We start from the raw sequence: 25,509 nt of genomic DNA on the forward strand, positions 1-25,509 counted from the left end.
ATGGCGCTACCTGCGACCGCGCCGCGCATCCTCTGCATCGGCATTCCCGTGCGCGATCTCACCTTTCGCGTCGAGGCCGTGCCCGCGCGCGGCAGCAAGGCCAACGCCACACATCTCGCGGAGATCTGCGGCGGCAACGCGCTCAATGCCGCAATCGCAATGGCACGGCTTGGCGGCCGCGTTTCGTTCGCGGGGCCGATGGGCGATGCGCGGGAGACGTCGAGCGATTTCATTCTCGCGCAGATGACGCAGGAGGGCATCGACACCACGCATATCGTGCGCATGCCGGGCCTGACCACTCCGGTCTCCGCGATCATGATCGAGCCCTCCGGCGAGCGGACACTCACGATCTATCGCGATCCCGGGCTGTGGACCGTAAAACTGCCCGACGCTGACGAGCTGCTGGCCGATTGTCAGGCGGTTCTGATCGAGAGTCGCTGCGGCACCTTCTGCATCGATCTCTGCACCGAGGCGCGCCGGCGCGGCATCCCCGTCGTCGTTGGCGTCGATCGCGCGATGTCGTTGCAGGACGGCCTGCTCACCGCCGCCTCGCATCTGCTGTTCGCCAGCGAACAGGCGCAGGAGACGGCCGGCATCGCCGGCGACGGCGAGGCCTTGAAGCGCCTCTCCGCCCTGACGCCGGCCTTCCTTGCCGCCACCCGCGGCCCGCATGGCACGATCTGGCTCAACAAGGCGGGCGCGCTTGAGGAGACCCCGGCCTTCCCGGTCCAGGCCGTCGATACGCTTGGTGCCGGCGACGTCTTCCATGGCGCATTCGCGCTCCGCCTCGCCGAGGGTAAGGGACTACGGCAGGCGCTGCGATTCGCCGCGGCCGCCGCAGCGCTGAAATGCACCCGCCACGGCGGCGGCCCGGCTGCCCGGCAACGCATTGAAGTTGAAGAGTTTTTACGCAGCCAACCCTAGAGCGATTCCACTGAAACGCCGAGATTATAGGCTTGCTGTGGAAAGATTTTCTCTATATCAGGGAAATTGGCCCCTGAAATGGAACAAAGTTCTTCAAAATGACTGATGTCGCCGTCCAGATCCCCGAGACCAGCCGCCGCCTCGACGCCATCGACCGCAAGATTTTGATGGTACTCCAGGAAGATGCCTCCCTGTCCGTCGCCGAAATCGGCGACCGCGTCGGGTTGTCCTCGACCCCGTGCTGGAAGCGCATCCAGCGCCTGGAGGCCGATGGCGTGATCCTGAAGCGGGTCGCCCTGGTCGACCAGAACAAGATCGGGCTCGGCATCTCCGTGTTCGTGTCGGTCGAGAGCGCGGATCACTCCGACGCCTGGCTGAAGCGGTTCGCCGAGGCGGTCAGCGCCATGCCGGAGGTGATGGAGTTTTATCGCATGGCCGGCGACGTCGATTACATGCTGCGCGTCGTGGTCGCGGACATGCAGGCCTACGACATCTTCTACAAGAAGCTGATCAGCGCGGTGCCGCTGAAGAACGTCACCTCGCGCTTCGCGATGGAGAAGATCAAGTCGGTCACCGCGCTGCCGATCCCGGCCGTGGTGGCGGGTTAACTGTCATCGTCCGCGAAGGCGGACGATCCAGTACGCCGCGGCTTCTCGGCTCAAGCCTCGCTGTCTCTGGAATACTGGATGCCCCGCCTTCGCGGGGCATGACAGCTGTATAAGACGAAGCGACTCGGTTACACGCCCCGCCCTCAAATCGTCTGATTGTACTCGCCGACCTCAGGATGCGTGCGCAGCACGCGGTTCACCATCTCGAACATGTCGTGCATGCGCTGCTCGGAGACCGGGCTCTCGACCACGACGACGAGCTCGGGCTTGTTGGAAGAGGCGCGCACCAGGCCCCAGCTGCCGTCCTCGACCGTGACGCGGACGCCGTTGACGGTGACGAGATCGCGGATCGACTGGCCGCCGATCTTCGCGTCTTTCGCCTGAAGACCTTCGAAATGCTTCACCACCTTGTCGATGACGCCGTATTTGACCTCGTCGGCGCAATGCGGCGACATGGTCGGCGACGACCAGGTTTTTGGCAGCGCGTTCTTCAAATCGGCCATCGACTTGCCGGGCGCGCGGTCGAGCATGTCGCAGATCGCGATCGCCGACACCAGACCGTCGTCATAGCCGCGGCCATAGGGCTTGTTGAAGAAGAAGTGCCCGGACTTCTCGAAGCCCGCGAGCGCGCCCGTCTCGTTGGTGCGGCGCTTCATGTAGGAATGGCCGGTCTTCCAATAGGCGGTCTTCGCCCCCTGCTTCTGCAGCACGGGATCGGTGATGAAGAGGCCGGTCGACTTCACGTCGACGATGAACTGCGCGTCCTTGTGGATCGCCGACATGTCGCGCGCCAGCATCACGCCGACCTTGTCGGCGAAGATTTCCTCGCCGGTATTGTCGACGACGCCGCAGCGGTCGCCGTCGCCATCGAAGCCGAGGCCGACATCGGCCTTGTGATGCAGCACCGCGTCGCGGATCGCGTGCAGCATCTCCATGTCTTCAGGATTCGGATTGTATTTCGGGAAGGTGTGATCGAGCTCGGTGTCGAGCGGGATCACCTCGCAGCCGATCGCTTCCAGCACCTGCGGCGCGAACGCGCCGGCGGTGCCGTTGCCGCAGGCCGCGACGACCTTGAGCTTGCGCGTCAGCTTCGGACGATTGGTGAGATCGGCGATGTAGCGCGCCGGATAATTCTCGTGGAACTGGTAAGCGCCACCGGCCTTGTTCTTGAACTCGGCGTTGAGGACGATCTCCTTCAGCCGCGTCATCTCGTCCGGGCCGAAGGTGAGCGGGCGGTTAGCGCCCATCTTCACGCCGGTCCAGCCATTGTCGTTGTGCGAGGCCGTGACCATGGCGACGCAGGGCACGTCGAGATCGAACTGCGCGAAATAGGCCATCGGCGTCACCGCGAGGCCGATGTCATGCACCTTGCAGCCCGCCGCCATCAGGCCGGAGATCAGCGCGTATTTGATCGAGGCCGAATAGCCGCGGAAATCATGACCCGTGACGATCTCCTGCTTGACGCCGAGCTCGGCGATCAACGCGCCCAGGCCCATGCCGAGCGCCTGCACACCCATCAGGTTGATTTCCTTCTGGAACAACCAGCGCGCGTCGTATTCGCGAAAGCCGGTGGGCTTCACCATCGGCTCGGATTCGAAGGCGTAGGTGTTGGGCAGCAAGACGGGTTTCGGCTTGGGAAACATTGAGACGGTCTCGTGAAAAGGGCAGGAATTGATGCAGCCTTAGCGAATGCCGGGCCGCAGCGGAAGGCGGGAATGAAGGCTTATGGCCGATAATTGCGGCAGTTTGGTAACGGGGATGGTGCGCCAGCAGAGTCCTTGATTTCTGGCCAGATCGGCTATGGACGCGCCATCTCATCTTCGACGACTGCCCTGAGAGGCGGCAGGGCCTGTTGAACGGTTTCCCACACAAGACGGGCTGCAACGTCCTCATAGTTGTGGCGATAGACATTGCCCGCCGCCGCCATCTGCCTCCATGCGATCGCTGGGTGCCTCGCCTTCAGTTCCTCTGGCAGACGCCGAGACGCCTCTGAAATGATCTCCAGACACCGCGTAACAGCATAGACCGCCCGCAAGTCCGCCGCGAATGCCTCGCGATCGAGACCTGCGGCAAATCCAGTCGCAAAATCGATGTGATGTAAGATGTCCCGCAGGACCCCGCCGATGCGATCAGAAGGCATAGACAGCATCGGCCGTCGCGGCAGGCGCGACGTATGATTTCAGACCGTCGCGATTGACGACATCAACCGGCCCGTCAAAAAGGTTGGCGATATATTCTTTGAGCTCAACGTAGTCGAAGACCGTGATCCGCGCCTCCGGATCGATCTCGACCATGATATCAACGTCGCTGCCGGTGTGATTTTCACCCCTCGCGACCGAACCGAACAACGCGGCATGCAAAACGCCTCGCTCGCGCAGCGCGGGCTCGGATTGTCGCAGGATGGCAATCGCGTCGGGGCCGGTCATGGACGGAATATAGCACCCCGTCCGCCCTTAAGGGAGGCCCCACTGGGCCAATTAGCGCGGACCTACTGCTCCAGCACCATCTGCCCGTTGGCGTATTCGAAGCGCTTCAGGCGGGACAGGAAGGACAGGCCGAGCAGGTTCTCCGACAAGGCCTCGTCCGGCAGCACCATGGCATCGACGTCGCGCACGATGAGGCCGCCGACATCGAGCATGGCGATGCGGGTGCGCGCGGCCTTGATGGTGCCGTTGGCGGTGGAGACGGCGGCGTTGTACTCGCCGCGCGAGGGACGCAGGCCGAAGCGGGCAGCCGAGGTCTCGTTCAGCGCGACGACGGAGGCGCCGGTATCGACCATGAAGCCGATGCGCTGGCCGTCAATGCGGCCTTCGGTCTGGAAGTGCCCGCGACTATCGCGGGGAATGGCGAGGCTGCGGCCTCCGGCCGGAGCTGCGGCGGCGACAGCAACCGTCGTGCGCGGCACTGACGTGGCGGAGGCGGAGCTCACCCTGTCCGCCATCTGCGCCATGAAGGTGCCGAGGCCGATCATGATGGCCGCGAAGATCATAATGTTACGCATCACACCGCTTCCGGGCCGGAAAGCCCGATTTCACCACGCAACACGCCGGGCCGCGAGCGACGCCGCGGCCGGAGCGCCGCTATTTTGACGAAAAGGATGAGCGGATGGTTAATGCGGCGACTTGAACCTCTCCCCGCCTGCGGGGAGAGGTCGGATCGCACTTGCGATCCGGGTGAGGGGGTACAGATCTACCGATAGAGGTCAGTTCGAGGAGAGAGCCCCTCACCCCAACCCTCTCCCCGCAAGAGCGGGGCGAGGGAGAACACATCTCACGTCCCGCGCGGCTTCGCCCGCCGGGTCGGCAGCGCGCTCGCGGGATCGTCCGGCCAGGGATGACGCGGATAACGGCCGCGCAGGTCGGAGCGCACGGCGGCGTAGCTGCCGCGCCAGAAGCCGGGGAGATCGCGCGTCACCTGCACAGGGCGCTGTGCCGGCGACAGCAATTCCAGCACCAGGGGCACCTTGCCGGCCGCGATGGACGGATGGGTGTTGAGGCCGAACAATTCCTGCAGCCGCACCGCAATGGTCGGCCCCTGCTCGGCCTCATAGTCGATCGCGAGCACGCTGCCCGTCGGCGCCTCGAAATGGGTCGGCGCCTCGCGGTCGAGCCGGGCACGCATCTCCCAGGGCAGCAGCGCCATCAGCGCATCGGAGAGATCGCCGGGGGAAATGTCCTTGAGCGCGATCTTGTCGTAGAGCGCCGGCACCAGCCAGTCGTCGCGCCGCAAGATCAATCCGTTGTCGGACAGATCCGGCCAGCTGTCGCCCTCGGCCTTGCGCAGGAACGTGACGCGGTCGCGCCACTGTTTTGCGGCTTTCGACCAGGGCAACCGGTCGAGGCCGGCCGCGATCAGCCCATCGGCGAAGATGCGCGCAGTGTCCTCCGAGGGCGACACGGCGAGCGTTGCCTCGGACAGCGTGATCGCATGCAGCGCGCGCTTGCGCCGTGCACGCAACGCCATCGCGCCACGATCGAAGGAAATCTCGTCGACACTCTCGATATGCTCGGCGAAGTGAAGCTCGATCTCGTCCTGCGTGATTTGCGCCGCGAGCAGGATGCGGCCGCTCGCCGCCGTTCCCGTCATCTCGCCGATCGCGATATAGGGCGCGCGGGCGAGCGGGGAGGTCTGCTCCACGGCGGCACCGCGGCCGTTGGCGAGCACGAAAGTGCCATTGCCGCGATTGCGCGCGACGCGATCCGGGAAGGCGTAGGCCAGCATCAGGCCGGTGGAGAGATCGTCCTGCTGGACCGCCTTCTCGGACGCTGCCACCTGCGAGGCCCAGCGTCGCGCCAGATCGCGTGCGCTCGCGGCGCGCGGCGAGCGGTCGCGGCGAAACTGGTCGCGCCGGTGCTCGAGGTCAACGCTGTCGCCCCCGAGCCCGCGCTCGGTGATGATGGCCGCGATCTCGGCGGCGGCTTCGCCCTCGCCGACGCGATGCGAATCCACGATCATGCGCGCCAGCCGCGGCGGCAGCGCCAGCGCGCGCAGGCTCTTGCCCTCCGCGGTGATGCGGCCTTCTGCGTCGAGCGCGTTGAGCTCGGACAGCAGGCTTTTTGCTTCCTTCCAGGCCGGCTGCGGCGGCGGATCGAGGAACGACAGCGCGGCGGGATCAGTGACGCCCCATTGCGCGAGATCGAGCACCAGCGAGGACAGGTCGGCGCTGAGGATTTCCGGCTGGGTGTACGGCGCGAGCGAGGCCGTCTGCGGCTCGTCCCAGAGCCGGTAGCAGACGCCGGGCTCGGTGCGGCCGGCGCGGCCGCGGCGCTGGTCGACCGCTGCGCGCGCAGCGCGCACGGTCTCGAGCCGCGTCAGGCCGATGTCGGGTTCATAGCGCGGCACGCGGGCAAGACCGGAATCAACGACGATGCGCACACCCTCGATGGTGAGCGAGGTCTCCGCGATCGAGGTCGCCAGCACCACTTTTCGCGTTCCCTTCGGCGCCGGCGCGATGGCGCGGTCCTGCACGGCGGCGTCGAGCGCGCCGAACAGCGGCACGATCTCGATGCTGGCGTCCTGCACGCGCTCGCCAAGGAAATTCTGGGTGCGGCGGATCTCGGCCGCGCCCGGCAGGAATGCCAGCACCGAGCCGCTGTCGGCGCGGAGCGCAGACGCAATGGCATCGGCCATCTGTCGCTCGATCGGCGCATCCGCCTTGCGGCCGAGATAGCGGGTCTCGACCGGAAAGGCGCGCCCCTCGCTCTCGACGACGGGGGCATCGCCGAGCAGTTTTGCGACGCGCGCGCCGTCGAGCGTGGCCGACATCACGAGGATACGCAGGTCTTCGCGCAGGCCCGTTTGCGCATCGCGCGCCAGCGCGAGGCCCATGTCGGCGTCGAGCGAACGCTCGTGGAATTCGTCGAACAGGATGGCGGCAACGCCTGATAGTTCAGGATCGTCGAGGATCTGGCGGGTAAAAATGCCCTCGGTCACCACCTCGATACGCGTCGCGCGCGAGATTTTTGAGCCGAAGCGGACGCGATAGCCGACGGTCTCCCCGGCGCGCTCTCGAAGCGATTTGGCCATGCGGTCGGCGCTGGCCCGCGCCGCGATGCGCCGCGGCTCCAGCACGATGATTTTCTTGCCCTTCGTCCAGGGCGCATCGAGCAGCGCCAGCGGCACGCGCGTGGTCTTGCCCGCGCCGGGCGGGGCCACCAGCACGGCCGCGTTGTGCTGATCCAGCGTGCGCGACAAATCGTCGAGCACGGCATCGATCGGGAGGGGCGTGTCGAAACTGCGGGGCAAGGTCTCGGTCCGTCATCGTCCGTCTCGCACGCAATCGCGCGCCGGACGGACGATCCAGTCATGTCAGATCCCGGCCATTCCGAAGATCCCAGCGTACTGGATACCCCGCCTTCGCGGGGTATGACAACAATGTGTAACGATCAGCCCTGCGCCGGCGGGCGGCCGACGCTCTCATAGGTGAAGCCGGCAGCGCGCATGTCTTCGGGGCTGTAGATGTTGCGGAGGTCGACGACGATGGGCTGCGCCATCACGCTCTTCAGCCGGTCGAGATCGAGTCCGCGGAACTGCACCCATTCGGTGACGACGACCAGCGCGTCGGCGCCTTGCGCGCAGGAATACGCGTCCTCGCAATAGGTGATGTTGGGCAGCTCGCCCTTGGCCTGCTCCATACCGACGGGATCGAAGGCTTTGACCTTCGCACCCATGTCGATCAGTCCGGTCACGAGCGGGATCGACGGCGCGTCGCGCATGTCGTCGGTGTCGGGCTTGAAGGTGAGGCCGAGCACCGCGATGGTCTTGCCGCGCAAGGAGCCGCCGAGCGCCTGGCTCACTTTCCGCGCCATCGCGCGCTTGCGGTTCTCGTTGACGGCAAGCACGGATTCGACGATGCGCAAGGACACGTCATAGTCCTGCGCGATCTTGATCAGCGCCTTGGTGTCCTTCGGGAAGCACGAGCCGCCGAAGCCGGGGCCGGCATGCAGGAACTTGGTGCCGATGCGGTTGTCGAGGCCAATGCCGCGCGCGACCTCCTGCACGTTGGCACCGACCTTTTCGGAGAGATCGGCGATCTCGTTGATGAAGGTGATCTTGGTCGCGAGGAACGCGTTCGCGGCGTATTTGATCATCTCCGCGGTACGGCGCGCGGTGAACATCAGCGGCGCCTGGTTCAGCGACAGCGGGCGATAAATGTCGCCCATCACCTTGCGGCCACGCTCGTCGGAGGTGCCGACGACGACGCGGTCGGGAAACTTGAAGTCGCGGATCGCCGCACCCTCGCGCAGGAATTCGGGGTTGGAGGCAACGACGACGTCCGCCTTCGGGTTGGTCTCGCGGATGATGCGCTCGACCTCGTCGCCGGTGCCGACCGGCACGGTCGACTTGGTCACCACCACGGTGAAGCCGGTCAGCGACTGCGCGATCTCCTTCGCGGCGGCGTAGACATAGGACAGATCGGCGTGACCGTCGCCGCGGCGCGAGGGCGTGCCGACCGCGATGAACACGGCGTCGGCATCGGCGACCGGCTTGGACAGGTCGGTGGTGAAGTCGAGCCGCTTGGCCTTGACGTTGGTTGCAACCAGCTCATCCAGACCCGGCTCGTAGATCGGGATCTCGCCGCGGTGCAGGGCCGCGATCTTCTTCTCGTCCTTGTCGACGCAGGTGACGTCGTGACCGAAATCCGCAAAGCAGGCTCCGGACACCAGTCCCACATAGCCCGTTCCGATCATCGCGATTCGCATGAAAAACCCTGTTTTGGCTTGGTTAACGAAACCCCAATGCGGGGCGGTTTAGCATTTTCCGGCAGTGGAGGAACAGTCCGCGCGCAAAAACCGGCACGCGAATTGAACCGGTAAAGAAGTCGGAAACCGGAAGGCTCCAAACTGCCCCACGCCCATACAGGGCCGGGCGGAACACGGCTCGAAAAGGGACACCATGACCTCACCAGGCATAATCGCAGCACACGGGCTTTCCAGGGCCCCTGCCGCCGCGCGTGTCGACTGGGTCGACTATGCCAAGGGCATCTGCATCGTCATGGTCGTGATGATGCATTCGGTTCTGGGGGTCGAGATCGCCGCCGGCGAGACCGGTTTCATGCATGTCGCCGTGGCCTTCGCAAAGCCGTTCCGGATGCCGGATTTCTTCCTGATTTCGGGCCTGTTCCTGCCGCTCGTGATCGACCGCGACTGGCGTACCTATCTCGACCGCAAGGTGATGCATTTCGCCTATTTCTATGTCGTCTGGGTGACAATCCAGTTCGGCTTCAAGGCGCCCGCTTTTGCCGCGGAGACGAGCTGGCGCGAGGTCGGCCTCCTGTATCTCGAATCCTTCATCGAGCCGTTCGGCACGCTCTGGTTCATCTATCTGCTGCCGGTCTTCTTCGTCGTCACAAAACTGACACGCAAGATCCCGCCGCTCGCGATCTGGCTCATCGCCGCGGCGCTGGAGACGGCGCACATCTCGACCGGCTGGACCGCGATCGACGAGTTCTGCGGGCGCTTCGTCTATTTCTACTCGGGCTATCTGTTCGCGCCCTACGTGTTCGCGCTGTCGGATCGCGCGCGCAATCATCCCGCGTGGGCCCTCGCAGCGCTCGCGACCTGGGCACTGGTCAATGCCGGCCTCGTCGCGACTGGCGCCAGCGAATGGAAGATCGTGTCGCTCGTCCTCGGCTTCGCCGGTGCATGCGCCATCATCACGACCGGCACGCTTCTCGCGCGCGCGCAGTGGCTGAACTTCTTCCGCTTCTGCGGCGAGCATTCGATCGTGATCTATCTCGCCTTCTTCCTGCCGATGGCGGCGACACGAACCCTGTTGCTCCGCACCGGCATCATCGCTGATATCGGCACGGTGTCGCTGATCGTCACCATCGCCGGCGTGATCGGCTCGCTCGCGATCTGGCAGCTGGTGCTGCGGCTGAACGCGCGCTTCCTGTTCGAGCGGCCGGACGCATTCTGGATCGCGCCGAAGAAGGCGGGGCCGGTGCTGCAGGCGGCGGAGTAGCTCGCTGTCGTCGCCCGGCTTGACCGGGCGACCCAGTACGCCGAGACGCCAGTGATTAAGCCGAGAAGCCGCGGCGTACTGGATTCCCCGCTTTCGCGGGGAATGACAGTGGGGATAGCGGCGCCAGCAAGCCAAAAATCCCCCTCCCAAGGCTGTCAAACCCCGCAAAAATTCATACATTGCGGCCATGCCCAAAACATCCCCGAAGACCACCGCCAAAGCTGACACCAAGGCCGCGCCAAAGGCCGCCGACGCCAAGCCCACGGCTGCGACAGCTGCTGCCAAACCGGTCGCGGCCAAGGCGGCCGGCAAGGGCGATCACGTCTTCCTGGTCGACGGTTCCTCCTACATCTTCCGCGCCTATCACGCGCTGCCGCCGCTGAACCGCAAATCCGACGGCCTCCAGGTCAATGCCGTGCTCGGCTTCTGCAACATGCTGTGGAAGCTGCTGCGCGACATGCCCGAGAACGACCGGCCAACGCATCTGGCGATCATCTTCGACAAGTCGGAGATCACCTTCCGCAACAAGATCTATCCCGAGTACAAGGCGCACCGGCCGCCGGCCCCGGATGATCTGATCCCGCAATTCGCGCTGATCCGCGAGGCGGTGCGCGCCTTCGACCTGCCCTGCCTGGAACAGGTGGGCTTCGAAGCCGACGATCTCATTGCGACCTACGCGCGGCAGGCTTCCGCGCGCGGCGCCACCACGACCATCGTGTCCTCCGACAAGGATTTGATGCAGCTCGTGAACGACAAGATCATGATGTACGACACCATGAAGGATCGCCGCATCGGCATCCCTGAGGTGATCGAGAAATTCGGCGTGCCGCCGGAGAAGGTGGTGGAAGTGCAGGCGCTCGCCGGCGATTCCACCGACAACGTGCCCGGCGTGCCCGGCATCGGCATCAAGACCGCGGCGCAGCTGATCACCGAATATGGCGACCTCGAACAGCTCCTGTTCCGCGCCACCGAGATCAAGCAGCCCAAGCGTCGCGAGGCACTGCTCGAGAATGCCGAGAAGGCGCGCGTCTCGCGACAGCTCGTGCTGCTCGACGACAAGGTCGAGCTGGAGGTGCCGCTGGACGACCTCGCGGTCCACGAGCCGGACGCGCGCAAGCTGATCGCGTTCCTGAAGGCGATGGAGTTCACCACGCTGACGCGCCGCGTCGCCGAACATTCGCAGATCGATCCGTCCAATGTGGACGCCGATCCCGGCTATACCAGCGGCGCCAGCGTCTTCTCGCCGCTGCCGCCCTCGGACGTCGTGCCCACACCCGGCACCGGCACGACACCGCAGGCCCGGCCGAACGAGCCCAGCAAATCAGCGGGCAAGGAGGACAAGGCCGCGAGCCCGAAGGGCGCGCCGATCTCGCTCGCCGCGGCGCGCGAAGAGGCGCTGCGCAAGCTGCCGGTTGACCGAGCCAAATATCAGGCGATCAAGTCGCTGAGGGAGCTCAACGCCTTCATCGCGCGCATTCATGACACGGGTCATGTCGCGGTCGAACTTCGAGGAAACTCGATCGATCCGATGCAGGCCGACCTCTGCGGCATCGCGCTGGCGCTGGCGCCGAACGAGGCCTGCTACGTTCCGCTCGCGCACAAGCAGTCGGGCGGTGGCGGCGGTCTGTTCGACGCGGGCCTCGCGCCCGATCAGGTCAAGCATGACGACGCTATTCAAGCGCTGCGACCGGTGCTGGAATCATCGGGCATTCTCAAGATCGGCTTCGACGTCAAGTTTACCGCCGTGATGCTGGCGCAGCATGGCGTCACCTTGCGCAACATCGACGATGCGCTCCTGATCTCCTACGTGCTCGACGCTGGACGCGGCTCGCACGCGCTGGAATCGCTGTCCGAGCGCTGGTTCGGCCACGCCATGCTGAAGGAGAGCGAGCTGCTCGGCAGCGGCAGGGGCAAGATCACCTTCGACCAGGTGCCGATCGACAAGGCCGCGCCGCTGTCGGCAGAGGGCGCCGACCTGGCCCTGCGGGTCTGGCGCGTGCTCAAGCCGCGCCTCGTCGCCGAGCACATGGCCACGGTCTACGAGACGCTGGAGCGGCCGCTGGTCTCGGTGCTCGCGCGGATGGAACGGCGCGGCATCTCGATCGACCGCCAGGTGCTGTCGCGGCTATCAGGCGACTTCGCCCAGACCGCCGCGCGGGTCGAAGCCGAGATCCAGGAGATCGCGGGCGAGCCCGTCAATGTCGGTAGCCCCAAACAGATCGGCGACATCCTGTTCGGCAAGATGGGACTATCAGGCGGCACCAAGACCAAGACCGGTGCTTGGTCGACCACCGCACAGGTGCTGGATGATCTCGCCGAGCAAGGCCACGACTTCCCGAAGAAGATCCTGGAGTGGCGGCAGGTCTCCAAGCTGAAATCGACCTACACCGACGCGCTGCCGACCTATGTCAATTCGCAGACGCATCGCGTGCACACGACCTACGCGCTGGCCGCGACCACCACGGGCCGGCTGTCGTCGAACGAGCCTAACCTGCAGAATATTCCGGTGCGCACCGAGGACGGCCGCAAGATCCGCCGCGCCTTCATCGCCACGCCCGGGCACAAGCTGGTCTCGGCCGACTATTCGCAGATCGAGCTCAGGCTGCTCGCCGAGATCGCCGACATCCCCGTGCTGAAGCAGGCGTTTCGCGACGAGCTCGACATTCACGCGATGACGGCCTCCGAAATGTTCGGCGTGCCGATCAAGGGCATGCCGAGCGAGATCCGCCGCCGCGCGAAGGCGATCAATTTCGGCATCATCTACGGCATCTCCGCGTTCGGCCTCGCCAACCAGCTCGGCATCGCGCGCGAAGAGGCGTCCGCCTACATCAAGAAATATTTCGAACGCTTCCCCGGCATCCGAGCCTATATGGACGAGACGCGCGACTTCTGCCGGAGCCACGGCTACGTCACCACGCTGTTCGGCCGCAAGTGCCACTACCCTGACATCAAGGCCTCGAACGCCTCGGTGCGCGCCTTCAACGAGCGCGCGGCAATCAACGCGCGGCTGCAGGGCACTGCCGCCGACATCATCCGCCGCGCGATGACGCGGGTGGAGGACGCACTGGCCGAGAAGAAGCTCTCGGCACAGATGCTGCTCCAGGTGCATGACGAGTTGATCTTCGAGGTGCCGGACGCCGAGGTCGAAGCGACGCTCCCCGTCGTGCAGAAGGTGATGCAGGACGCGCCGTTCCCGGCCGTGCTGCTGTCAGTGCCACTGCATGTCGACGCGCGCGCGGCGAACAATTGGGACGAGGCGCATTGAGCTCTTCCTTTACCTCTCCCCGCTTGCGGGGAGAGGTCGGATCGCTCTTGCGATCCGGGTGAGGGGGTACAGGTCTATCGACGACCGCCCCTGTGGAGAGAGCCCCTCACCCCAACCCTCTCAGCGCGAGCGAAGCTCGTCGCGCCCCCGTAAGAACGGGGCGAGGGAGCGCACCGAGCTCGCGGCGCCACACTCAATTGTCCTCCGAGCAATTGCGCGATGGCCCCGCCGCCCCTCGCATACTAGAACCTCTGCATCTCCCGCACCGGTTCACCCATGCCTCACACTTCCGCCCTGCTCGGCTTCGCCCTCGTCTGCCTTGGCCTCGTGCTCACGCCCGGGCCGAACATGATCTATCTGATCTCGCGCTCGATCACGCAGGGGCCGGCCGCGGGCATCGTCTCGCTCGGCGGCGTGGCATTGGGCTTCGTGTTCTACATGCTGTGCGCGGCGTTCGGCATCACGGCGCTGCTGCTCGCGATTCCCTTCGCCTATGACGCGCTGCGCTTTGCCGGCGCCGGTTATTTGCTGTGGCTCGCCTGGCAGGCGGTGAAGCCGGGCGGACGCTCGCCGTTCCAGGTGAAGAAGCTCGCGATCGACAGCCCGCGCAAATTGTTCGCGATGGGATTCGTCACCAATCTGCTCAACCCGAAGATCGCGATGCTGTATCTGGCGCTGCTGCCGCAGTTCATCGATCCCACCGCGGGCAGCGTGCTGACGCAGTCGGTGGTGCTGGGCGCGATCCAGATCGCGATCAGCGTCAGCGTCAATGCGATGATCGCGCTCGCCGCAGGTTCAATCGCGCTGTTCCTGGCGAGCCGGCCGAGCTGGATGCTGGTGCAGCGCTGGCTGATGGGCACCGTGCTGGCCGGGCTTGCGGTGCGGATGGCGGTCGAGGCGAAGAAGGTGTGAGGCGCCTTTCACCTCTCCCCGCTTGCGGGGAGAGGTCGGATCGCCCCCGGCGATGCGAAGCATCGTCCGGCGCGATCCGGGTGAGGGGGTACAGGTCTCACGGCCATCTCATCAGCGGAGAGAGGCCCCTCACCCTAGCCCTCTCCCCGTAAGAACGGGGAGAGGGAGAAGGCGAAGCCTCAATCCAGCTTCGCCTCCATCCCCCGCTTCACTCCCGGCCGGGCCATCAGGGCGTCGTACCAGCGCTTGACGTTGGGGAAGTCCGCCAGATCAACCTTGTGGCGAGGGTGGCGCCAGGCCCAGCCCAAAATAGCAAAATCGGCAACCGAGAGGTCGCCGGCAACGAAGTCGCGGTCCGCCAGCCGGCGGTCGAGCACGGCGTAGAGCCGGCGGGTCTCGGCCATGTAGCGCTTCAGGCCATAGGCGCGGTCCTGCTCGTTCTCGAGTGCGATGAAATGGTGCACCTGGCCGGGCATCGGACCGAAGCCGCCCATCTGCCACATCAGCCATTCATAGACCGGGATGCGGCCGCTAAGCGATTTCGGTAGGAATTTGCCGGTCTTTTCACCGAGATAGAGCAGGATCGCGCCGGACTCGAAGATGCTGACGGGCTTGCCGTCCGGCCCTTCGGGGTCGACGATCGCGGGAATCTTGTTGTTGGGCGACAACTTGAGGAACTCCGGCGCCATCTGCTCGCCCTTGCCGATGTTCACCGGGATCACCTTGTAGGGCAGCCCCATTTCCTCCAGCGCGACCGAGATCTTGCGGCCGTTCGGCGTATTCCAGGTGTGGAGCTCGATGGTCATGTGGCTGTTCCTTCCGCATTGCTGGCATCCCACTAGCCCAGGACATCGCGGTCTTTCAACCAGCGGTCGGGCATGGTGGCTGTCCGATCGCCGCGGGCGATGCCCTGTTGACGGTGATCTTGCGGGGCCTGCCCCCACTGGAATGTCGCGGCCGTCGCGGATAAATTCCGCCTCCTCCAAAAACGCTGTTCGAGGGACCGCCGTGTCGAAATCCGCTTCCCGCGCCCGCCTGTTCGAGATCATCCGCCGGCGCTCATTCGGCCGTGGCGAGGTGACGCTCGCATCGGGCCGCAAGAGCGATTTCTACTTCAACCTCAAGCCGACCATGCTCGACCCCGAGGGCGCGACGCTGCTCGCCGAGCTCACTTACGAGGCCCTGAAGGACGACGAGCTCGATTTCATCGGCGGGCTCGAGATGGGCGCAGTGCCGCTCGCCGGCGCGCTGGCGCAGATCTCCTGGATCAAGGGCCATCCGATCGCAGCCTTCTTCGTGCGCAAGAAGCCGAAGGAGCATGGCGCCAAGCTCGCGATCGAAGGCCTGCCCAAGGGCGAGACGCTGGCCGGCAAGCGCGTGGTGATCGTCGAGGATGTCACCACGACAGGCGGCTCGGCGATGAAGGCGGTGGAATCGGTACGCGAGACCGGCGCCGAAGTGGTGCTGGTGCTGACCATGGTCGACCGCGAGGAAGGCGCCACCGATACGTTCGGTGCAGCCGGCCTGCCGTTCCGCGCGCTGTACAAGGCTTCGGAATTCTTGAAGGCTTGACGCGGCGAAACATGCTTCGCCGTCATGCCTCCGTGTGCCCCGAAAGCAACCATCCGTCCAAAGCTGTGCCCGGCCTTAAAGAGGCCACCGCCTCGTCTTGAAACCGCCTCCGCGCAACTGCTCATTTACCATCGCGCCTTATGGTGAATCATGTGCTGAGACCTGATGGTCCCAGCCGGTTCAGTAGCGTCGGGTGGAGTTGGCATTGCGTACAGTCATGTCCCATGCGCGCCGGCGGCGTCGCGCGATGCTTGTGGCCGCCATGCTTGCGGCTCCGCTGCTCGCGGCTCCGGCCCCGGTTTCGGCCGAGGGCCTGTTCGACTTCCTCTTCGGCGGGAGGCAGCAGCAGCGGCCGCAGCGTGAGGTGCCGCAGCAGGCGAACTCCTACACCGATCCATTCACCGGCCAGCAGAATGCCGCAACCCCGCAATATGTGCCGCCGACACGCTCGGCCGCGGCCGGCGGTTCCGGCCCGGCTTTCTGCGTGCGCAGCTGTGACGGCAAATATTTTCCGCTGATGCGCGGCCTCGTCTCACCTGCGCAGATGTGTCAGGCATTCTGTCCCGCCACCGCAACCAAGGTCTATTTCGGCTCCTCCATCGACGGCGCCTATTCCCAGACCGGCGAGCGCTACGCCGACAGCGAGAACGCGTTCGCCTATCGCAAGGCGCTGCGTTCGGATTGCACCTGCAACGGCCGCGAGCCGGTCGGCCTTGCCCCGGTCGATCTCGCACTCGACTCCTCGCTGAAGGCCGGCGACGTGATCGCAACCTCCGACGGCCTCGTCGCCTATACCGGCATCCGCGTCGGCAACGACCAGGCTGCGGACTTCACCCCGGTTGCCTCCTATCCCGGCCTCACCGCGCAGGTGCGCGCCCGCCTCGGCGAGATGAAGGTGGCCCCGGTGCGCGCGGAGACGGTGTCGGCGGATGCGCCGGCCCCGGCCGAGATCGTGCGCGAGCCACTGCCTGATGTGACAGTGCCGAAGACGCAGAAGCCGGCGAAGCGGGCGGGGCTGGAGTAGTTACTCACGTCATTCCGGGGCGATGCGTCAGCATCGAACCCGGAATCTCGAGATTCCGGGTTCATCGCTGCGCGATGCCCCGGAATGACGGCAAGCAAGCCGTCACCTCCCGATGATCACCCCGATCACGTTCGGCGCCGCCAGGTATTTCTCCTCGATCGCAGCACGCGCGGCGGCGCGGTTCTCGGCCGTGAGCAAGCCGCGCTTCTCGGCCAAAATCATCCAGCAGAATCCCCACCAGTCGGTGAGCATGCCGGCCTCGCCTATGAGGTCATAACCCTGCTCGGCTGCGAAGATGCGCGCATGCGCTTCGTCCAGCGTGTCGAGAAACAGATGATCCTCGGTCGAGAACAGATCGTCGCTGATGTCGTCAATGGTGTAGCCCCAGATCGAATGGCACACCGCGTTGAACTCGCGGTCGAACTGATCGTCATCGATCCTCTGCCGCCGCGCCGCCTGATGCAGCCGCGACAGCGAGCGCGCGAAATCGGCGATCCGAGTGAGGGCAAACTGGTCGAAGGCAATGGTGGACATGTAGTCCTCGCGAAGTCTGGCAGACGCTAGATATTGTGTCGGCAACGCACCGAATCACAATGATATATCAAAGACTTGCTAATTTGTTCTTAATTTGTTCTAACACCTGAAGACCGGCCATTGAGATCGTCGTCCTGGCGAAAGCCAGGACCCATTACCCCGGTCAGCGTTGCTTTTGCGAGCTGAAGCCACATGAGCACAGGCAGCTACTACGTCTACATGCTGGCGAGCCGTCATCACGGCACGATCTATATTGGCGTCACGAATGATTTACGGGCGCGTCTTGAGTTGCACCGCTCGGGACGTGGCTCCAAGTTCGTGCAGAAGTACAAGATCTTCCGTCTCGTGCACGTCGAAGCCTTCGCCACACCGCAGGAGGCGATCGCGCGCGAGAAGCAGCTGAAGTTCTGGAAGCGCGACTGGAAAATCAAACTGATCGAACAAGAAAATCCCGACTGGAATGACCGGTCGGGCCTCATCTGACAGTCGGGGTAATGGGTCCTGGCTTTCGCCAGGACGACGATGTGGTGGGAGCTGGTGCTGAAGCAACGCCGCATCCGCGGCGCGTACTCCCTCAATTCGCCGCCGACACTAACCTGTCCCCGCACGCGTTCGCGTAGAACTTGCCGCCGCATTGGCGCTTGATGGCGGCGCAGCGGGTGGCCGGTGAGGCGTTTTGCGGGACGGCAAAGCCGCAACTGAGGCCGTCGGCGCTGCGGCCGATCTTGCCGGCGGCGAATGCCGCGCTGGAGGCGGTGATGCAGACGACGAGGAAGGTGGCGGCGGCGATCTCGATCAACAGTCGCATGGCGTCTCCTCCACACTGATGGCTGAATTGGCCGCCATTCTAGCAGGAAATCCGCGTCTTTCCGTGCTCGTCCGGGTTCCCAAACGGCCCATTCCTTGCATAAATTTACGCCAGCGCAGTGCACGGCCGCGCCAGCGATGGTTCCGGTGCAGGGGCAGGACGCTTAGGGTTACAAGACGCGTAGGTTTAGTGGTGTTGTTTCGACCAGGAAGTGACGGCCTTGCAAGATCAATCGTTCCAGCCAAATTTTCCCGCTCCCGGCCAGCCCATCGACGAGCTCGCGCTGGCTGAGATCAAGGGCGCGATCCTGGCGAAGCTGCGCCTTGCCATCGGCAAGGACGCAGGCATGGCGACGAAGCACGACTGGTACCAGGCCGCCGCGCTCGCGCTGCGCGACCGCATCGTGCATCGCTGGCTCAGTGCCGAGAAGCGCAGCTACGATGCCGGGCGCAAGCGCGTCTATTATCTCTCGCTCGAATTTTTGATCGGCCGCCTCTTCACCGACGCGCTGAACAACATGGGCCTCTTGAAGATCTTCGAGGTCGCGCTCGGCGATCTCGGCGTCTCGCTGCCCGAGCTGCGCAAATGCGAGCCGGATGCCGCGCTCGGCAATGGCGGTCTCGGACGGCTTGCCGCCTGCTTCATGGAGAGCATGGCGACGCTGTCGATCCCCGCGATCGGCTACGGCATCCGCTACGATTACGGCCTGTTCCGCCAGATCATCAATCAGGGCTGGCAGCAGGAATATCCCGACGAATGGCTGAGCTTCGGCAACCCCTGGGAATTGCAGCGGCCCGAGGTGATCTACGACATCAATTTCGGCGGCGGCGTCGAGCATGTCGACGACAAGGGCCGCGACCGCGCGATCTGGCATCCGGCTGAGACCGTGCAGGCCATCGCCTATGACACGCCGATCGTCGGCTGGCGCGGCCAGCACGTCAATGCGCTGCGGCTGTGGTCGGCGCGCTCGCCCGATCCGCTGAAGCTCGACGCCTTCAACAAGGGCGATTACGTCAGCGCCAGCGCCGAGCAGGCGCGCGCGGAAGCGATCTGCAAATTCCTCTATCCGAACGACGAGAGCCCGGCGGGCCGCGAGCTGCGGCTGCGGCAGGAATATTTCTTCGTCTCGGCCTCGCTGCAGGATCTGGTGAAGCGGCATCTGTCGTCGGACGGCCAGCTGCGCAGCCTGTCGAACAAGGTCGCGGTGCAGCTCAACGACACCCATCCGAGCCTTGCCGTCACCGAGCTGATGCGGATCCTCGTCGACCTGCACAATTTCCGCTGGGACGAGGCCTGGAAGATCACGGTCGCCACCCTCTCCTACACCAACCACACGCTGCTGCCGGAGGCGCTTGAGACCTGGCCGGTCGAGCTGTTCGAGCGGCTGTTGCCGCGGCATCTCGAGATCATCTACCGCATCAATGTGCAGCATCTTGCGCTCGCCGAAGCGCGCGCCCCGGGCGACATCGACTTCCGCGCCTCGGTCTCGCTGATCGACGAGAAGAGCGGCCGCCGCGTCCGCATGGGCCAGCTCGCCTTCGTCGGCTCGCACCGCATCAACGGCGTCTCGGCGATGCATTCGGACCTGATGCGCGAGACCGTGTTCCACGACCTCAACCATCTCTATCCCGGCCGCATCACCAACAAGACCAACGGCATCACCTTCCGCCGCTGGCTGATGCTGGCGAACCCCAAGCTGACCGACCTGTTGCGCGAGACCTGCGGCGATGCCGTGCTCGACGATCCGACCCAGCTCTCGCTGATCGAGGCCCGCGCCAGCGACGTCGAATTCCAGAAGAAGTTCCGCGCCGTCAAGCACGCCAACAAGGCGGCGCTGGCGCGCCTGATCGGCGAGCGGCTCGGCATCAAGGTCGACCCCGGCGCGCTGTTCGACGTGCAGATCAAGCGGATCCACGAATACAAGCGCCAGCTGCTCAACGTCATCGAGACGGTCGCGCTGTACCAGGCGATCAAGGACGATCCCAACGGCAACTGGGTGCCGCGGGTGAAGATCTTCGCCGGCAAGGCGGCGGCGAGCTACCGCTACGCAAAACTGATCATCAAGCTGATCAACGACGTCGCGGAAGTCGTCAACAACGATCCCGCGATCGGCGGCAAGCTGAAGGTCGCGTTCCTGCCCGACTACAATGTCAGCCTCGCCGAAGTCATCATTCCCGCGGCCGATCTCTCCGAGCAGATCTCGACCGCCGGCATGGAAGCGTCCGGCACCGGCAACATGAAGCTGGCGCTCAACGGCGCCATCACCATCGGCACGCTCGACGGCGCCAATATCGAAATCCGCGACCATGTCGGCAGCGAAAACATCGCGATCTTCGGCATGGAAGCCGGTGACGTGATGATCCGTCGCAAGCAGGGGCTGGATGCCTCCGACGTGATCCGCAAGTCGCCGAAGCTGCAGCGCGCCATCAATGCGATCGGCGCCGGCGAATTCTCGCCCGGCGATCCCGGCCGCTTCGAATCCATCGCGCATGCACTGCGCTATCTCGACCATTACATGGTCAGCGCCGATTTCGATTCCTATTACGAGACGCAGCGCGCCGTCGACGCGCGCTGGCAGGTGGCGCCGGCCTGGACGCGTGCCTCCATCCTCAACGTCGCGCGCATGGCGTGGTTCTCCTCCGACCGCACCATCCGCGAATATGCCGAGGAGATATGGAACGTGCCGGTCAACCCGACCACGCCGATGCTGCCGAATTTGCGCGACGTCGCAGGCTGATTTTCCGCGGCGTGAAATCGGCTACCCCAGAGGTAATTGCACAAACCGGCACCGGACGTTATATGACGTCCGTCATTGAAAGCTGGATCAAACAATGCACGCCAAGCTCCCGCATCCCTTCGACGACGCCACGCGCATCAGTGCCGGTGACTCCAGCTGGCAGGGACACACCAGCGACGATTACTGGGCCTTTGTCGGCCCGTTCGGCGGCGCCACCGCCGCGACCATTTTGCGCGCGCTGATCGACCATCCCGAACGCGCCGGAGATCCGCTCGCTCTCACCGTCAATTACTGCGCGCCGATCGCCAAGGGCCCGTTCGATCTCGACGTGCGGCTGGTCAAGGCCAACCGCTCCAGCCAGCACTGGAGCGTCGAACTGTCGCAAGGCGGCGGTGAGGTCGCGACGCTCGCCACCGCGGTGTTCGCCGAACGCCGGCCGTCCTGGGAGCACCGGGTGGCGAAGGCCCCGGATGCAAAGCCGTTCGAACAGACGCTGCCGTTCCCAAAAATCTCGGCGTCCTGGGCCAACCAGTATGAATTCCGCTTCGTCGAGGGCGAGATGCGCATCGGCCCGCCGCAGGCCGAGCTTGCCAGCACCTATTCGAAAATCTGGATCAGCGACCGCACGCCGCGCCAGCTCGACATGCTGTCGCTGATGTCGATGTCGGACGCCTTCTTCGGCCGCATCTTCCACGCACGGCGCGAACTGGTGCCGTTCGGCACGGTGTCGCTGACGACCTATTTCCACACCGACAGCGAAGAGCTCGCCGCCGAGGACATCACGCGCGTGCTGGCGACGGCCGACTCGAAGATCATGCACAAGAGCTACGCCGACCAGAACGCCGAGCTGTGGTCGCCGAACGGGCGGCTGCTCGCGACGACGACGCAGATCGCGTATTTCAAGGCCTGAGGCGCAGCCCCAACGTCGTCCCGGCGCAGGCCGGGACCCATACCGCGTGATCTATCGAGGAAACGCGGTGCAAGTACCGGCGAAGAAAAGGTCACGACGAATCTTCGCCAAACTGTGGCCTGTGGTTATGGGTCCCGGCCTTCGCCGGGACGACACCTGATGTGTGGTTCGCGCGAGTGGCCACAATCGGGATAGGGGGAAGCCTCGCGGCTCCGCCCCTCCCACACCACCGGACATACGGGTCCGTATCCGGCGGTTCAGCGGATTATGCGGGTCGCCGTGCCGCGACGGAAGCCAAGCCGAGTGAGGCAAAGAAGCCGTTTGGCAGAGCAATGGTGAGCGCGGGGCTGTTCGCGAGCCGCCAAGGGCCACGTGGGCTGCCGGCGGTTTGCGCCGCCAGATCCCGGCCGACGCCGCGGCGTCGCAACTCGGCAAAGCGAGCGGGTCCATACTTCCATTGCTTCCAGGCAACGGCGCGCAACCGTCGCCTGATCCACTGGTCAAGCACGCGCAACACCGACGGGGTTTGACAGAAGCCGAAGTAGCCGTGCCACCCAATCAGGTAGGTCGACAGTTCTTTGGCGATCTGCACGAGGCATCGACCACGCGTGCGTCGCGTGAGCTCCCGAACCTTCGCCTTGAAGCGGGCGAGTGCCTGCGGCGCGATGCGCCGCCGCGGTTCTTGCCCGCCGGTGAAGCTGAAGCCCAGGAACTTGCGAACACTCGGTTTGGCAACCGCGCTCTTCGCTTTGTTGATCTTGAGCTTGAGGCGCTTTTCGAGGAACCTCTCGACGCCAGCCAGCACCCGTTCGCCCGCCCGCTGACTGCGCACGTAGATGTTGCAGTCGTCGGCGTAACGCACGAAGCGGTGGCCGCGCTTCTCCAGTTCCTTGTCCAGCACATCCAGCATCAGGTTCGACAACAGCGGCGAGAGCGGACCGCCCTGCGGCGTGCCCTCTTCCGTCGGACTGACCAGCCCTCCTTCCAACACACCCGCATTCAGGAAGGCGCGGATGAGCTTCAGGATGCGCTTGTCAGCAACCCGCTTGGCAACCAGTCCCATCAGGATGTCGTGGTTGACCCGGTCAAAGAACTTCTCCAGGTCGATGTCCACCACGATGCTGTGGCCGGCCGCAATGTACGCCTGCGCCCGTTCCACCGCCCGATGTGCCGAGCGCCCCGGCCGAAAGCCGAAGCTCGTCTCGGCGAACGTCCTATCCCAATCCGCCTGCAGCACCTGCATCACCGCCTGCTGGATCAAGCGGTCGAGCACCGTCGGAATGCCGAGCGGCCGCAGGCCGCCCGACGCCTTCGGTATCTCCACCCGCCGCACCGGCTGTGGCTTGTAGGTGCCGTCAAGCAACTGGGCTCGGATCGCAGGCCAGTGCTCCTTCAGGTGGGCTGACAGCTCGCCGACGGTCATCCCGTCGACGCCCGCCGCGCCCTTGTTGCGCTTTACTTGCGCCAACGCTGCCTTCAGATTCTCACTCTCGACAACGTCTTCCATCGACGGTCCTGCGACCGCCGGGCGTTCGAGACAGACTTCCGCCGCACGCGCTTCAGGCTCTCGGGCGCCGGCGCTTCGGGCTTCACCCTCCGCTCCGGGGCTCAAGTTCAGCTCGACCTGATTCTTCTGCCGCATGGCTCGCACGAGATCGCCGCTCTACTGACCACTTCCACCGTTCAGGCCTTCAGCGGCGCGCTGCCGCCTACTACGCCCTCGGCTGACTTCTGCGCTGCGGTCAGGCCGTCTTGCGACGGTCTCAGTCTCGTTGCCGAGACACAGCGCAGACCTCCCGAGGTAAGACCGACCGCCTTCACCGCACGCCCGCCGAATTTACCACCCCGACCTTTGATGACCTTGGACTTCGCGATCAATTGCTCGCTCGTCCGGCCGGGTAGGCCTCGTTATCCGGTGTTTGTCCATCGGGCCGCGGCTTTGCTCCACGCTTTCTTCAGACCCCACCTCACGATGACGCCCTTGCGCTTCGCTAATCCTTCGCCGCCATCAGGCTGGATAGAGGACTTCCACCTCCAAGCTGTCGCTCATACTCGGCACACAACAAAAAGGGCGGCCTCGCGGCCGCCCTTTTGCATTTCAAACGATGCAAGATTACTCCGCCGCCAGTTTCACGTCCGGCGCCGCGGCGCGCACCTCGGCATCGACCTGGGCTTCGAACTTGGCAAAGTTCTTCTGGAACATGCCTACCAGCGCGCGGGCGGTCTTGTCGAACTCGTCCTTGTCCTTCCAGGTGTTGACCGGGTTGAGGATCTCGGCCGGCACGCCCGGCAGCGCGGTCGGGACCGCGAAGCCGAAATATTTGTCGGTGCGGAATTCGACGTTGCGCAAGCTGCCGTCGAGCGCGGCAGTGAGCAGCGCGCGCGTCACCTTGATCGGCATGCGCGAGCCGACGCCGTACTTGCCGCCGGTCCAGCCGGTGTTGACCAGCCAGCAATCGACATTGTGCTGGGCAATGAGGTCACGCAGCATGTTGCCGTAGACGGAGGGGTCGAGCGGCAGGAAGGGCGAGCCGAAGCAGGTCGAGAATTCCGGCTGCGGCTCGTTGCCGAGGCCGCGCTCGGTGCCGGCGACCTTGGCGGTATAGCCGGACAGGAAGTGATACATCGCCTGCGCCGGCGAGAGCTTTGCGATCGGCGGCAGCACGCCGAAGGCGTCCGCGGCGAGCATCACCACGTTCTTCGGCTGCGGCGCGCGGCCGGTCCGCGAGGCGTTCGGGATGAAATCGAGCGGATAGGCCGAACGCGTGTTCTCGGTCTTCGAGCCGTCGTCGAAGTCGACGACACGGGTGTCCTCGTTGAGCACGCAGTTCTCGAGCACCGCGCCGAAGCGGGTCGAAGCCGCATAGATCTCGGGCTCGGCTTCCTTCGACAGCTTGATGCACTTGGCGTAGCAGCCGCCTTCGAAATTGAAGACGCCGTTCGGGCCCCAGCCGTGCTCGTCGTCGCCGATCAGCGTGCGGTTGGGATCGGCCGACAGCGTGGTCTTGCCGGTGCCTGACAGCCCGAAGAAGATCGCGGTGTCGCCATTGGCGCCGACATTGGCCGAGCAGTGCATCGGCATCACGCCGCGCTCGGGCAGATAGTAGTTCAGCGTGGTGAAGACCGACTTCTTCATCTCGCCGGCATAGTAGGAGCCGCCGATCAGCACGATCTTGCGGGCGAAGTCGATCGCAACCACGTTCTCCGACTTGCAGCCATGGCGCTTCGGATCGGCGCGGAAGCTCGGCATGTCGATGATGGTGAGCTCCGGCGTGAAGCTCGACAGCTCGACCGCCTCGGGACGGATCAGCAGGGTGCGGATGAACAGCGAGTGCCAGGCGAGCTCGGTGAAGACACGCGTCTTGATCCGGTAGGCCGGATCGGCGCCGCCATAGAGGTCCTGCGCGAACAGGGTCTTGCCCTCGGCGTGCTTGAGGAAGTCCTGGTAGAGCGCCTCGAACTGCTCCGCAGTGATCGACTGGTTGCCGGCCCACCACATCTTCTGGTCGGTGGTGGCGTCGCGCACCGTGAACTTGTCCTTCGGGCTGCGGCCGGTGAACTCGCCGGTATCCGCGCAAAGCGCTCCGTCAGCAGACAGCACCGCTTCGCCCTCGGAGAGCGAGTATTGATAAAGCTGTGGTGCGCCGAGGTTCCAGTGAACCTGCTTGAGCTTCTTTAAGCCGAATTTGTCGGCGCCGAAGGCACCGTTGCGCACGCCCGTCTCTTGCACGAAAAAATCCTCCTAGAACCCG

The 25,509-nt window shown here is 64.8% G+C and carries 21 protein-coding genes; 10 read left to right on the forward strand and 11 right to left on the reverse strand.

Translation table 11 applies throughout. The features are described from left to right. Together ACVJ19_RS09135 and ACVJ19_RS09140 are read left to right on the forward strand one after the other, a co-directional pair. Entirely contained in the window at nucleotides 1–924 is a 924-nt protein-coding gene (locus ACVJ19_RS09135; protein WP_453949259.1) for a sugar kinase, read from the forward strand. Between the two features lie 98 nt (nucleotides 925–1,022). Further along, nucleotides 1,023–1,532 carry an Lrp/AsnC family transcriptional regulator gene (locus ACVJ19_RS09140; protein ID WP_453949258.1) on the forward strand — a complete coding sequence of 170 codons (510 nt, stop codon included), beginning with the start codon at nucleotides 1,023–1,025 and terminating at the stop codon, nucleotides 1,530–1,532. A gap of 143 nt (nucleotides 1,533–1,675) precedes the next feature. Here ACVJ19_RS09140 and ACVJ19_RS09145 read toward each other — a convergent pair whose 3' ends face one another. From ACVJ19_RS09145 to ACVJ19_RS09170, 6 genes are all read right to left on the reverse strand, one after another. After that, nucleotides 1,676–3,175, reverse strand: a complete 1,500-nt coding sequence (locus ACVJ19_RS09145; RefSeq protein WP_453949257.1) for a phosphomannomutase/phosphoglucomutase — start codon at nucleotides 3,173–3,175, stop codon at nucleotides 1,676–1,678. A 155-nt stretch (nucleotides 3,176–3,330) separates the two neighbouring features. Beyond that, nucleotides 3,331–3,672 carry a HepT-like ribonuclease domain-containing protein gene (locus ACVJ19_RS09150; protein ID WP_453949256.1) on the reverse strand — a complete coding sequence of 114 codons (342 nt, stop codon included), beginning with the start codon at nucleotides 3,670–3,672 and terminating at the stop codon, nucleotides 3,331–3,333. Continuing rightward, the gene (locus ACVJ19_RS09155) at nucleotides 3,662–3,958 is read right to left on the reverse strand and encodes a nucleotidyltransferase family protein (RefSeq protein WP_453949255.1); all 297 of its coding nucleotides are present in this window, start codon (nucleotides 3,956–3,958) and stop codon (nucleotides 3,662–3,664) included. The genes ACVJ19_RS09150 and ACVJ19_RS09155 overlap by 11 nt, the downstream gene beginning before the upstream one ends. A gap of 62 nt (nucleotides 3,959–4,020) precedes the next feature. Further along, a complete protein-coding gene (locus ACVJ19_RS09160; RefSeq protein WP_453949254.1) occupies nucleotides 4,021–4,533 on the reverse strand; it encodes a TIGR02281 family clan AA aspartic protease in 513 nt (170 codons plus the stop codon). Between the two features lie 269 nt (nucleotides 4,534–4,802). Continuing rightward, complete coding sequence (gene hrpB / locus ACVJ19_RS09165; RefSeq protein WP_456739376.1) at nucleotides 4,803–7,277, reverse strand: ATP-dependent helicase HrpB; 2,475 nt, start codon at nucleotides 7,275–7,277, stop codon at nucleotides 4,803–4,805. 140 nt (nucleotides 7,278–7,417) lie between these two features. Beyond that, a complete protein-coding gene (locus ACVJ19_RS09170; protein ID WP_453949252.1) occupies nucleotides 7,418–8,734 on the reverse strand; it encodes a UDP-glucose dehydrogenase family protein in 1,317 nt (438 codons plus the stop codon). 193 nt (nucleotides 8,735–8,927) lie between these two features. Between ACVJ19_RS09170 and ACVJ19_RS09175 the strand changes: the two genes are divergently transcribed. The 3 genes from ACVJ19_RS09175 (at nucleotide 8,928) to ACVJ19_RS09185 (ending at nucleotide 14,172) form a co-directional block, all read left to right on the forward strand. Beyond that, the gene (locus tag ACVJ19_RS09175) at nucleotides 8,928–9,995 is read left to right on the forward strand and encodes an acyltransferase family protein (protein ID WP_453949251.1); all 1,068 of its coding nucleotides are present in this window, start codon (nucleotides 8,928–8,930) and stop codon (nucleotides 9,993–9,995) included. Nucleotides 9,996–10,182: 187 nt separating this feature from the next. Beyond that, a complete protein-coding gene (polA, locus tag ACVJ19_RS09180; RefSeq protein WP_453949250.1) occupies nucleotides 10,183–13,260 on the forward strand; it encodes a DNA polymerase I in 3,078 nt (1,025 codons plus the stop codon). 276 nt (nucleotides 13,261–13,536) lie between these two features. Then, nucleotides 13,537–14,172, forward strand: coding sequence for a LysE family translocator (locus ACVJ19_RS09185; RefSeq protein WP_211404240.1), 636 nt, complete (start codon nucleotides 13,537–13,539; stop codon nucleotides 14,170–14,172). Nucleotides 14,173–14,351: 179 nt separating this feature from the next. Here ACVJ19_RS09185 and ACVJ19_RS09190 read toward each other — a convergent pair whose 3' ends face one another. Then, a complete protein-coding gene (locus ACVJ19_RS09190) occupies nucleotides 14,352–14,978 on the reverse strand; it encodes a glutathione S-transferase family protein (RefSeq protein ID WP_453949249.1) in 627 nt (208 codons plus the stop codon). A gap of 202 nt (nucleotides 14,979–15,180) precedes the next feature. Between ACVJ19_RS09190 and pyrE the strand changes: the two genes are divergently transcribed. Further along, the gene (gene pyrE, locus ACVJ19_RS09195) at nucleotides 15,181–15,744 is read left to right on the forward strand and encodes an orotate phosphoribosyltransferase (RefSeq protein ID WP_453949248.1); all 564 of its coding nucleotides are present in this window, start codon (nucleotides 15,181–15,183) and stop codon (nucleotides 15,742–15,744) included. 247 nt (nucleotides 15,745–15,991) lie between these two features. Further along, nucleotides 15,992–16,768, forward strand: coding sequence for a DUF2865 domain-containing protein (locus ACVJ19_RS09200; protein WP_453949247.1), 777 nt, complete (start codon nucleotides 15,992–15,994; stop codon nucleotides 16,766–16,768). Nucleotides 16,769–16,870: 102 nt separating this feature from the next. Here ACVJ19_RS09200 and ACVJ19_RS09205 read toward each other — a convergent pair whose 3' ends face one another. Continuing rightward, nucleotides 16,871–17,302 (reverse strand): hypothetical protein, encoded by a 432-nt coding sequence (locus ACVJ19_RS09205; protein ID WP_453949245.1) that lies wholly within the window; start codon nucleotides 17,300–17,302, stop codon nucleotides 16,871–16,873. Nucleotides 17,303–17,494: 192 nt separating this feature from the next. Here ACVJ19_RS09205 and ACVJ19_RS09210 point away from each other — a divergent pair, with 192 nt between their 5' ends. Continuing rightward, on the forward strand, nucleotides 17,495–17,785 hold the full coding sequence (locus tag ACVJ19_RS09210; protein WP_453949244.1) for a GIY-YIG nuclease family protein: 291 nt from the start codon (nucleotides 17,495–17,497) through the stop codon (nucleotides 17,783–17,785). A gap of 91 nt (nucleotides 17,786–17,876) precedes the next feature. Here the strand turns inward: ACVJ19_RS09210 and ACVJ19_RS09215 are convergent, their stop codons facing one another. Next, nucleotides 17,877–18,110: a hypothetical protein gene (locus tag ACVJ19_RS09215; RefSeq protein WP_211404245.1), complete on the reverse strand. Its 234-nt coding sequence runs from the start codon at nucleotides 18,108–18,110 to the stop codon at nucleotides 17,877–17,879. A 220-nt stretch (nucleotides 18,111–18,330) separates the two neighbouring features. On the opposite strand from ACVJ19_RS09215, the gene ACVJ19_RS09220 reads away from it, so the two are divergent. After that, nucleotides 18,331–20,847, forward strand: coding sequence for a glycogen/starch/alpha-glucan phosphorylase (locus ACVJ19_RS09220; RefSeq protein WP_453949243.1), 2,517 nt, complete (start codon nucleotides 18,331–18,333; stop codon nucleotides 20,845–20,847). A 94-nt stretch (nucleotides 20,848–20,941) separates the two neighbouring features. Next, nucleotides 20,942–21,757 carry an acyl-CoA thioesterase gene (locus tag ACVJ19_RS09225; protein ID WP_453949242.1) on the forward strand — a complete coding sequence of 272 codons (816 nt, stop codon included), beginning with the start codon at nucleotides 20,942–20,944 and terminating at the stop codon, nucleotides 21,755–21,757. Between the two features lie 265 nt (nucleotides 21,758–22,022). Here ACVJ19_RS09225 and ltrA read toward each other — a convergent pair whose 3' ends face one another. Together ltrA and ACVJ19_RS09235 are read right to left on the reverse strand one after the other, a co-directional pair. Further along, entirely contained in the window at nucleotides 22,023–23,399 is a 1,377-nt protein-coding gene (gene ltrA, locus ACVJ19_RS09230) for a group II intron reverse transcriptase/maturase (protein ID WP_028144467.1), read from the reverse strand. Between the two features lie 471 nt (nucleotides 23,400–23,870). Then, nucleotides 23,871–25,487 (reverse strand): phosphoenolpyruvate carboxykinase, encoded by a 1,617-nt coding sequence (locus ACVJ19_RS09235; RefSeq protein WP_453949241.1) that lies wholly within the window; start codon nucleotides 25,485–25,487, stop codon nucleotides 23,871–23,873. Nucleotides 25,488–25,509 lie beyond the last annotated feature (22 nt).

The organism is Bradyrhizobium sp. USDA 376 (genome assembly GCF_054063675.1).

Excerpts from the sequence above, each read along its gene's own strand:
- ACVJ19_RS09200 (WP_453949247.1), top strand. The coding sequence starts at position 15,992 with ATGCTTGTGGCCGCCATGCTTGCGGCTCCGCTGCTCGCGGCTCCGGCC.
- ACVJ19_RS09140 (WP_453949258.1), top strand. The coding sequence starts at position 1,023 with ATGACTGATGTCGCCGTCCAGATCCCCGAGACCAGCCGCCGCCTCGAC.
- ACVJ19_RS09205 (WP_453949245.1), bottom strand. The coding sequence starts at position 17,302 with ATGTCCACCATTGCCTTCGACCAGTTTGCCCTCACTCGGATCGCCGAT.
- ACVJ19_RS09135 (WP_453949259.1), top strand. The coding sequence starts at position 1 with ATGGCGCTACCTGCGACCGCGCCGCGCATCCTCTGCATCGGCATTCCC.
- ACVJ19_RS09160 (WP_453949254.1), bottom strand. The coding sequence starts at position 4,533 with ATGCGTAACATTATGATCTTCGCGGCCATCATGATCGGCCTCGGCACC.
- ACVJ19_RS09175 (WP_453949251.1), top strand. The coding sequence starts at position 8,928 with ATGACCTCACCAGGCATAATCGCAGCACACGGGCTTTCCAGGGCCCCT.
- ACVJ19_RS09210 (WP_453949244.1), top strand. The coding sequence starts at position 17,495 with ATGAGCACAGGCAGCTACTACGTCTACATGCTGGCGAGCCGTCATCAC.
- ACVJ19_RS09185 (WP_211404240.1), top strand. The coding sequence starts at position 13,537 with ATGCCTCACACTTCCGCCCTGCTCGGCTTCGCCCTCGTCTGCCTTGGC.
- ACVJ19_RS09145 (WP_453949257.1), bottom strand. The coding sequence starts at position 3,175 with ATGTTTCCCAAGCCGAAACCCGTCTTGCTGCCCAACACCTACGCCTTC.
- ltrA (WP_028144467.1), bottom strand. The coding sequence starts at position 23,399 with ATGCGGCAGAAGAATCAGGTCGAGCTGAACTTGAGCCCCGGAGCGGAG.
- ACVJ19_RS09215 (WP_211404245.1), bottom strand. The coding sequence starts at position 18,110 with ATGCGACTGTTGATCGAGATCGCCGCCGCCACCTTCCTCGTCGTCTGC.
- ACVJ19_RS09225 (WP_453949242.1), top strand. The coding sequence starts at position 20,942 with ATGCACGCCAAGCTCCCGCATCCCTTCGACGACGCCACGCGCATCAGT.
- ACVJ19_RS09155 (WP_453949255.1), bottom strand. The coding sequence starts at position 3,958 with ATGACCGGCCCCGACGCGATTGCCATCCTGCGACAATCCGAGCCCGCG.
- ACVJ19_RS09190 (WP_453949249.1), bottom strand. The coding sequence starts at position 14,978 with ATGACCATCGAGCTCCACACCTGGAATACGCCGAACGGCCGCAAGATC.
- ACVJ19_RS09170 (WP_453949252.1), bottom strand. The coding sequence starts at position 8,734 with ATGCGAATCGCGATGATCGGAACGGGCTATGTGGGACTGGTGTCCGGA.
- ACVJ19_RS09150 (WP_453949256.1), bottom strand. The coding sequence starts at position 3,672 with ATGCCTTCTGATCGCATCGGCGGGGTCCTGCGGGACATCTTACATCAC.
- polA (WP_453949250.1), top strand. The coding sequence starts at position 10,183 with ATGCCCAAAACATCCCCGAAGACCACCGCCAAAGCTGACACCAAGGCC.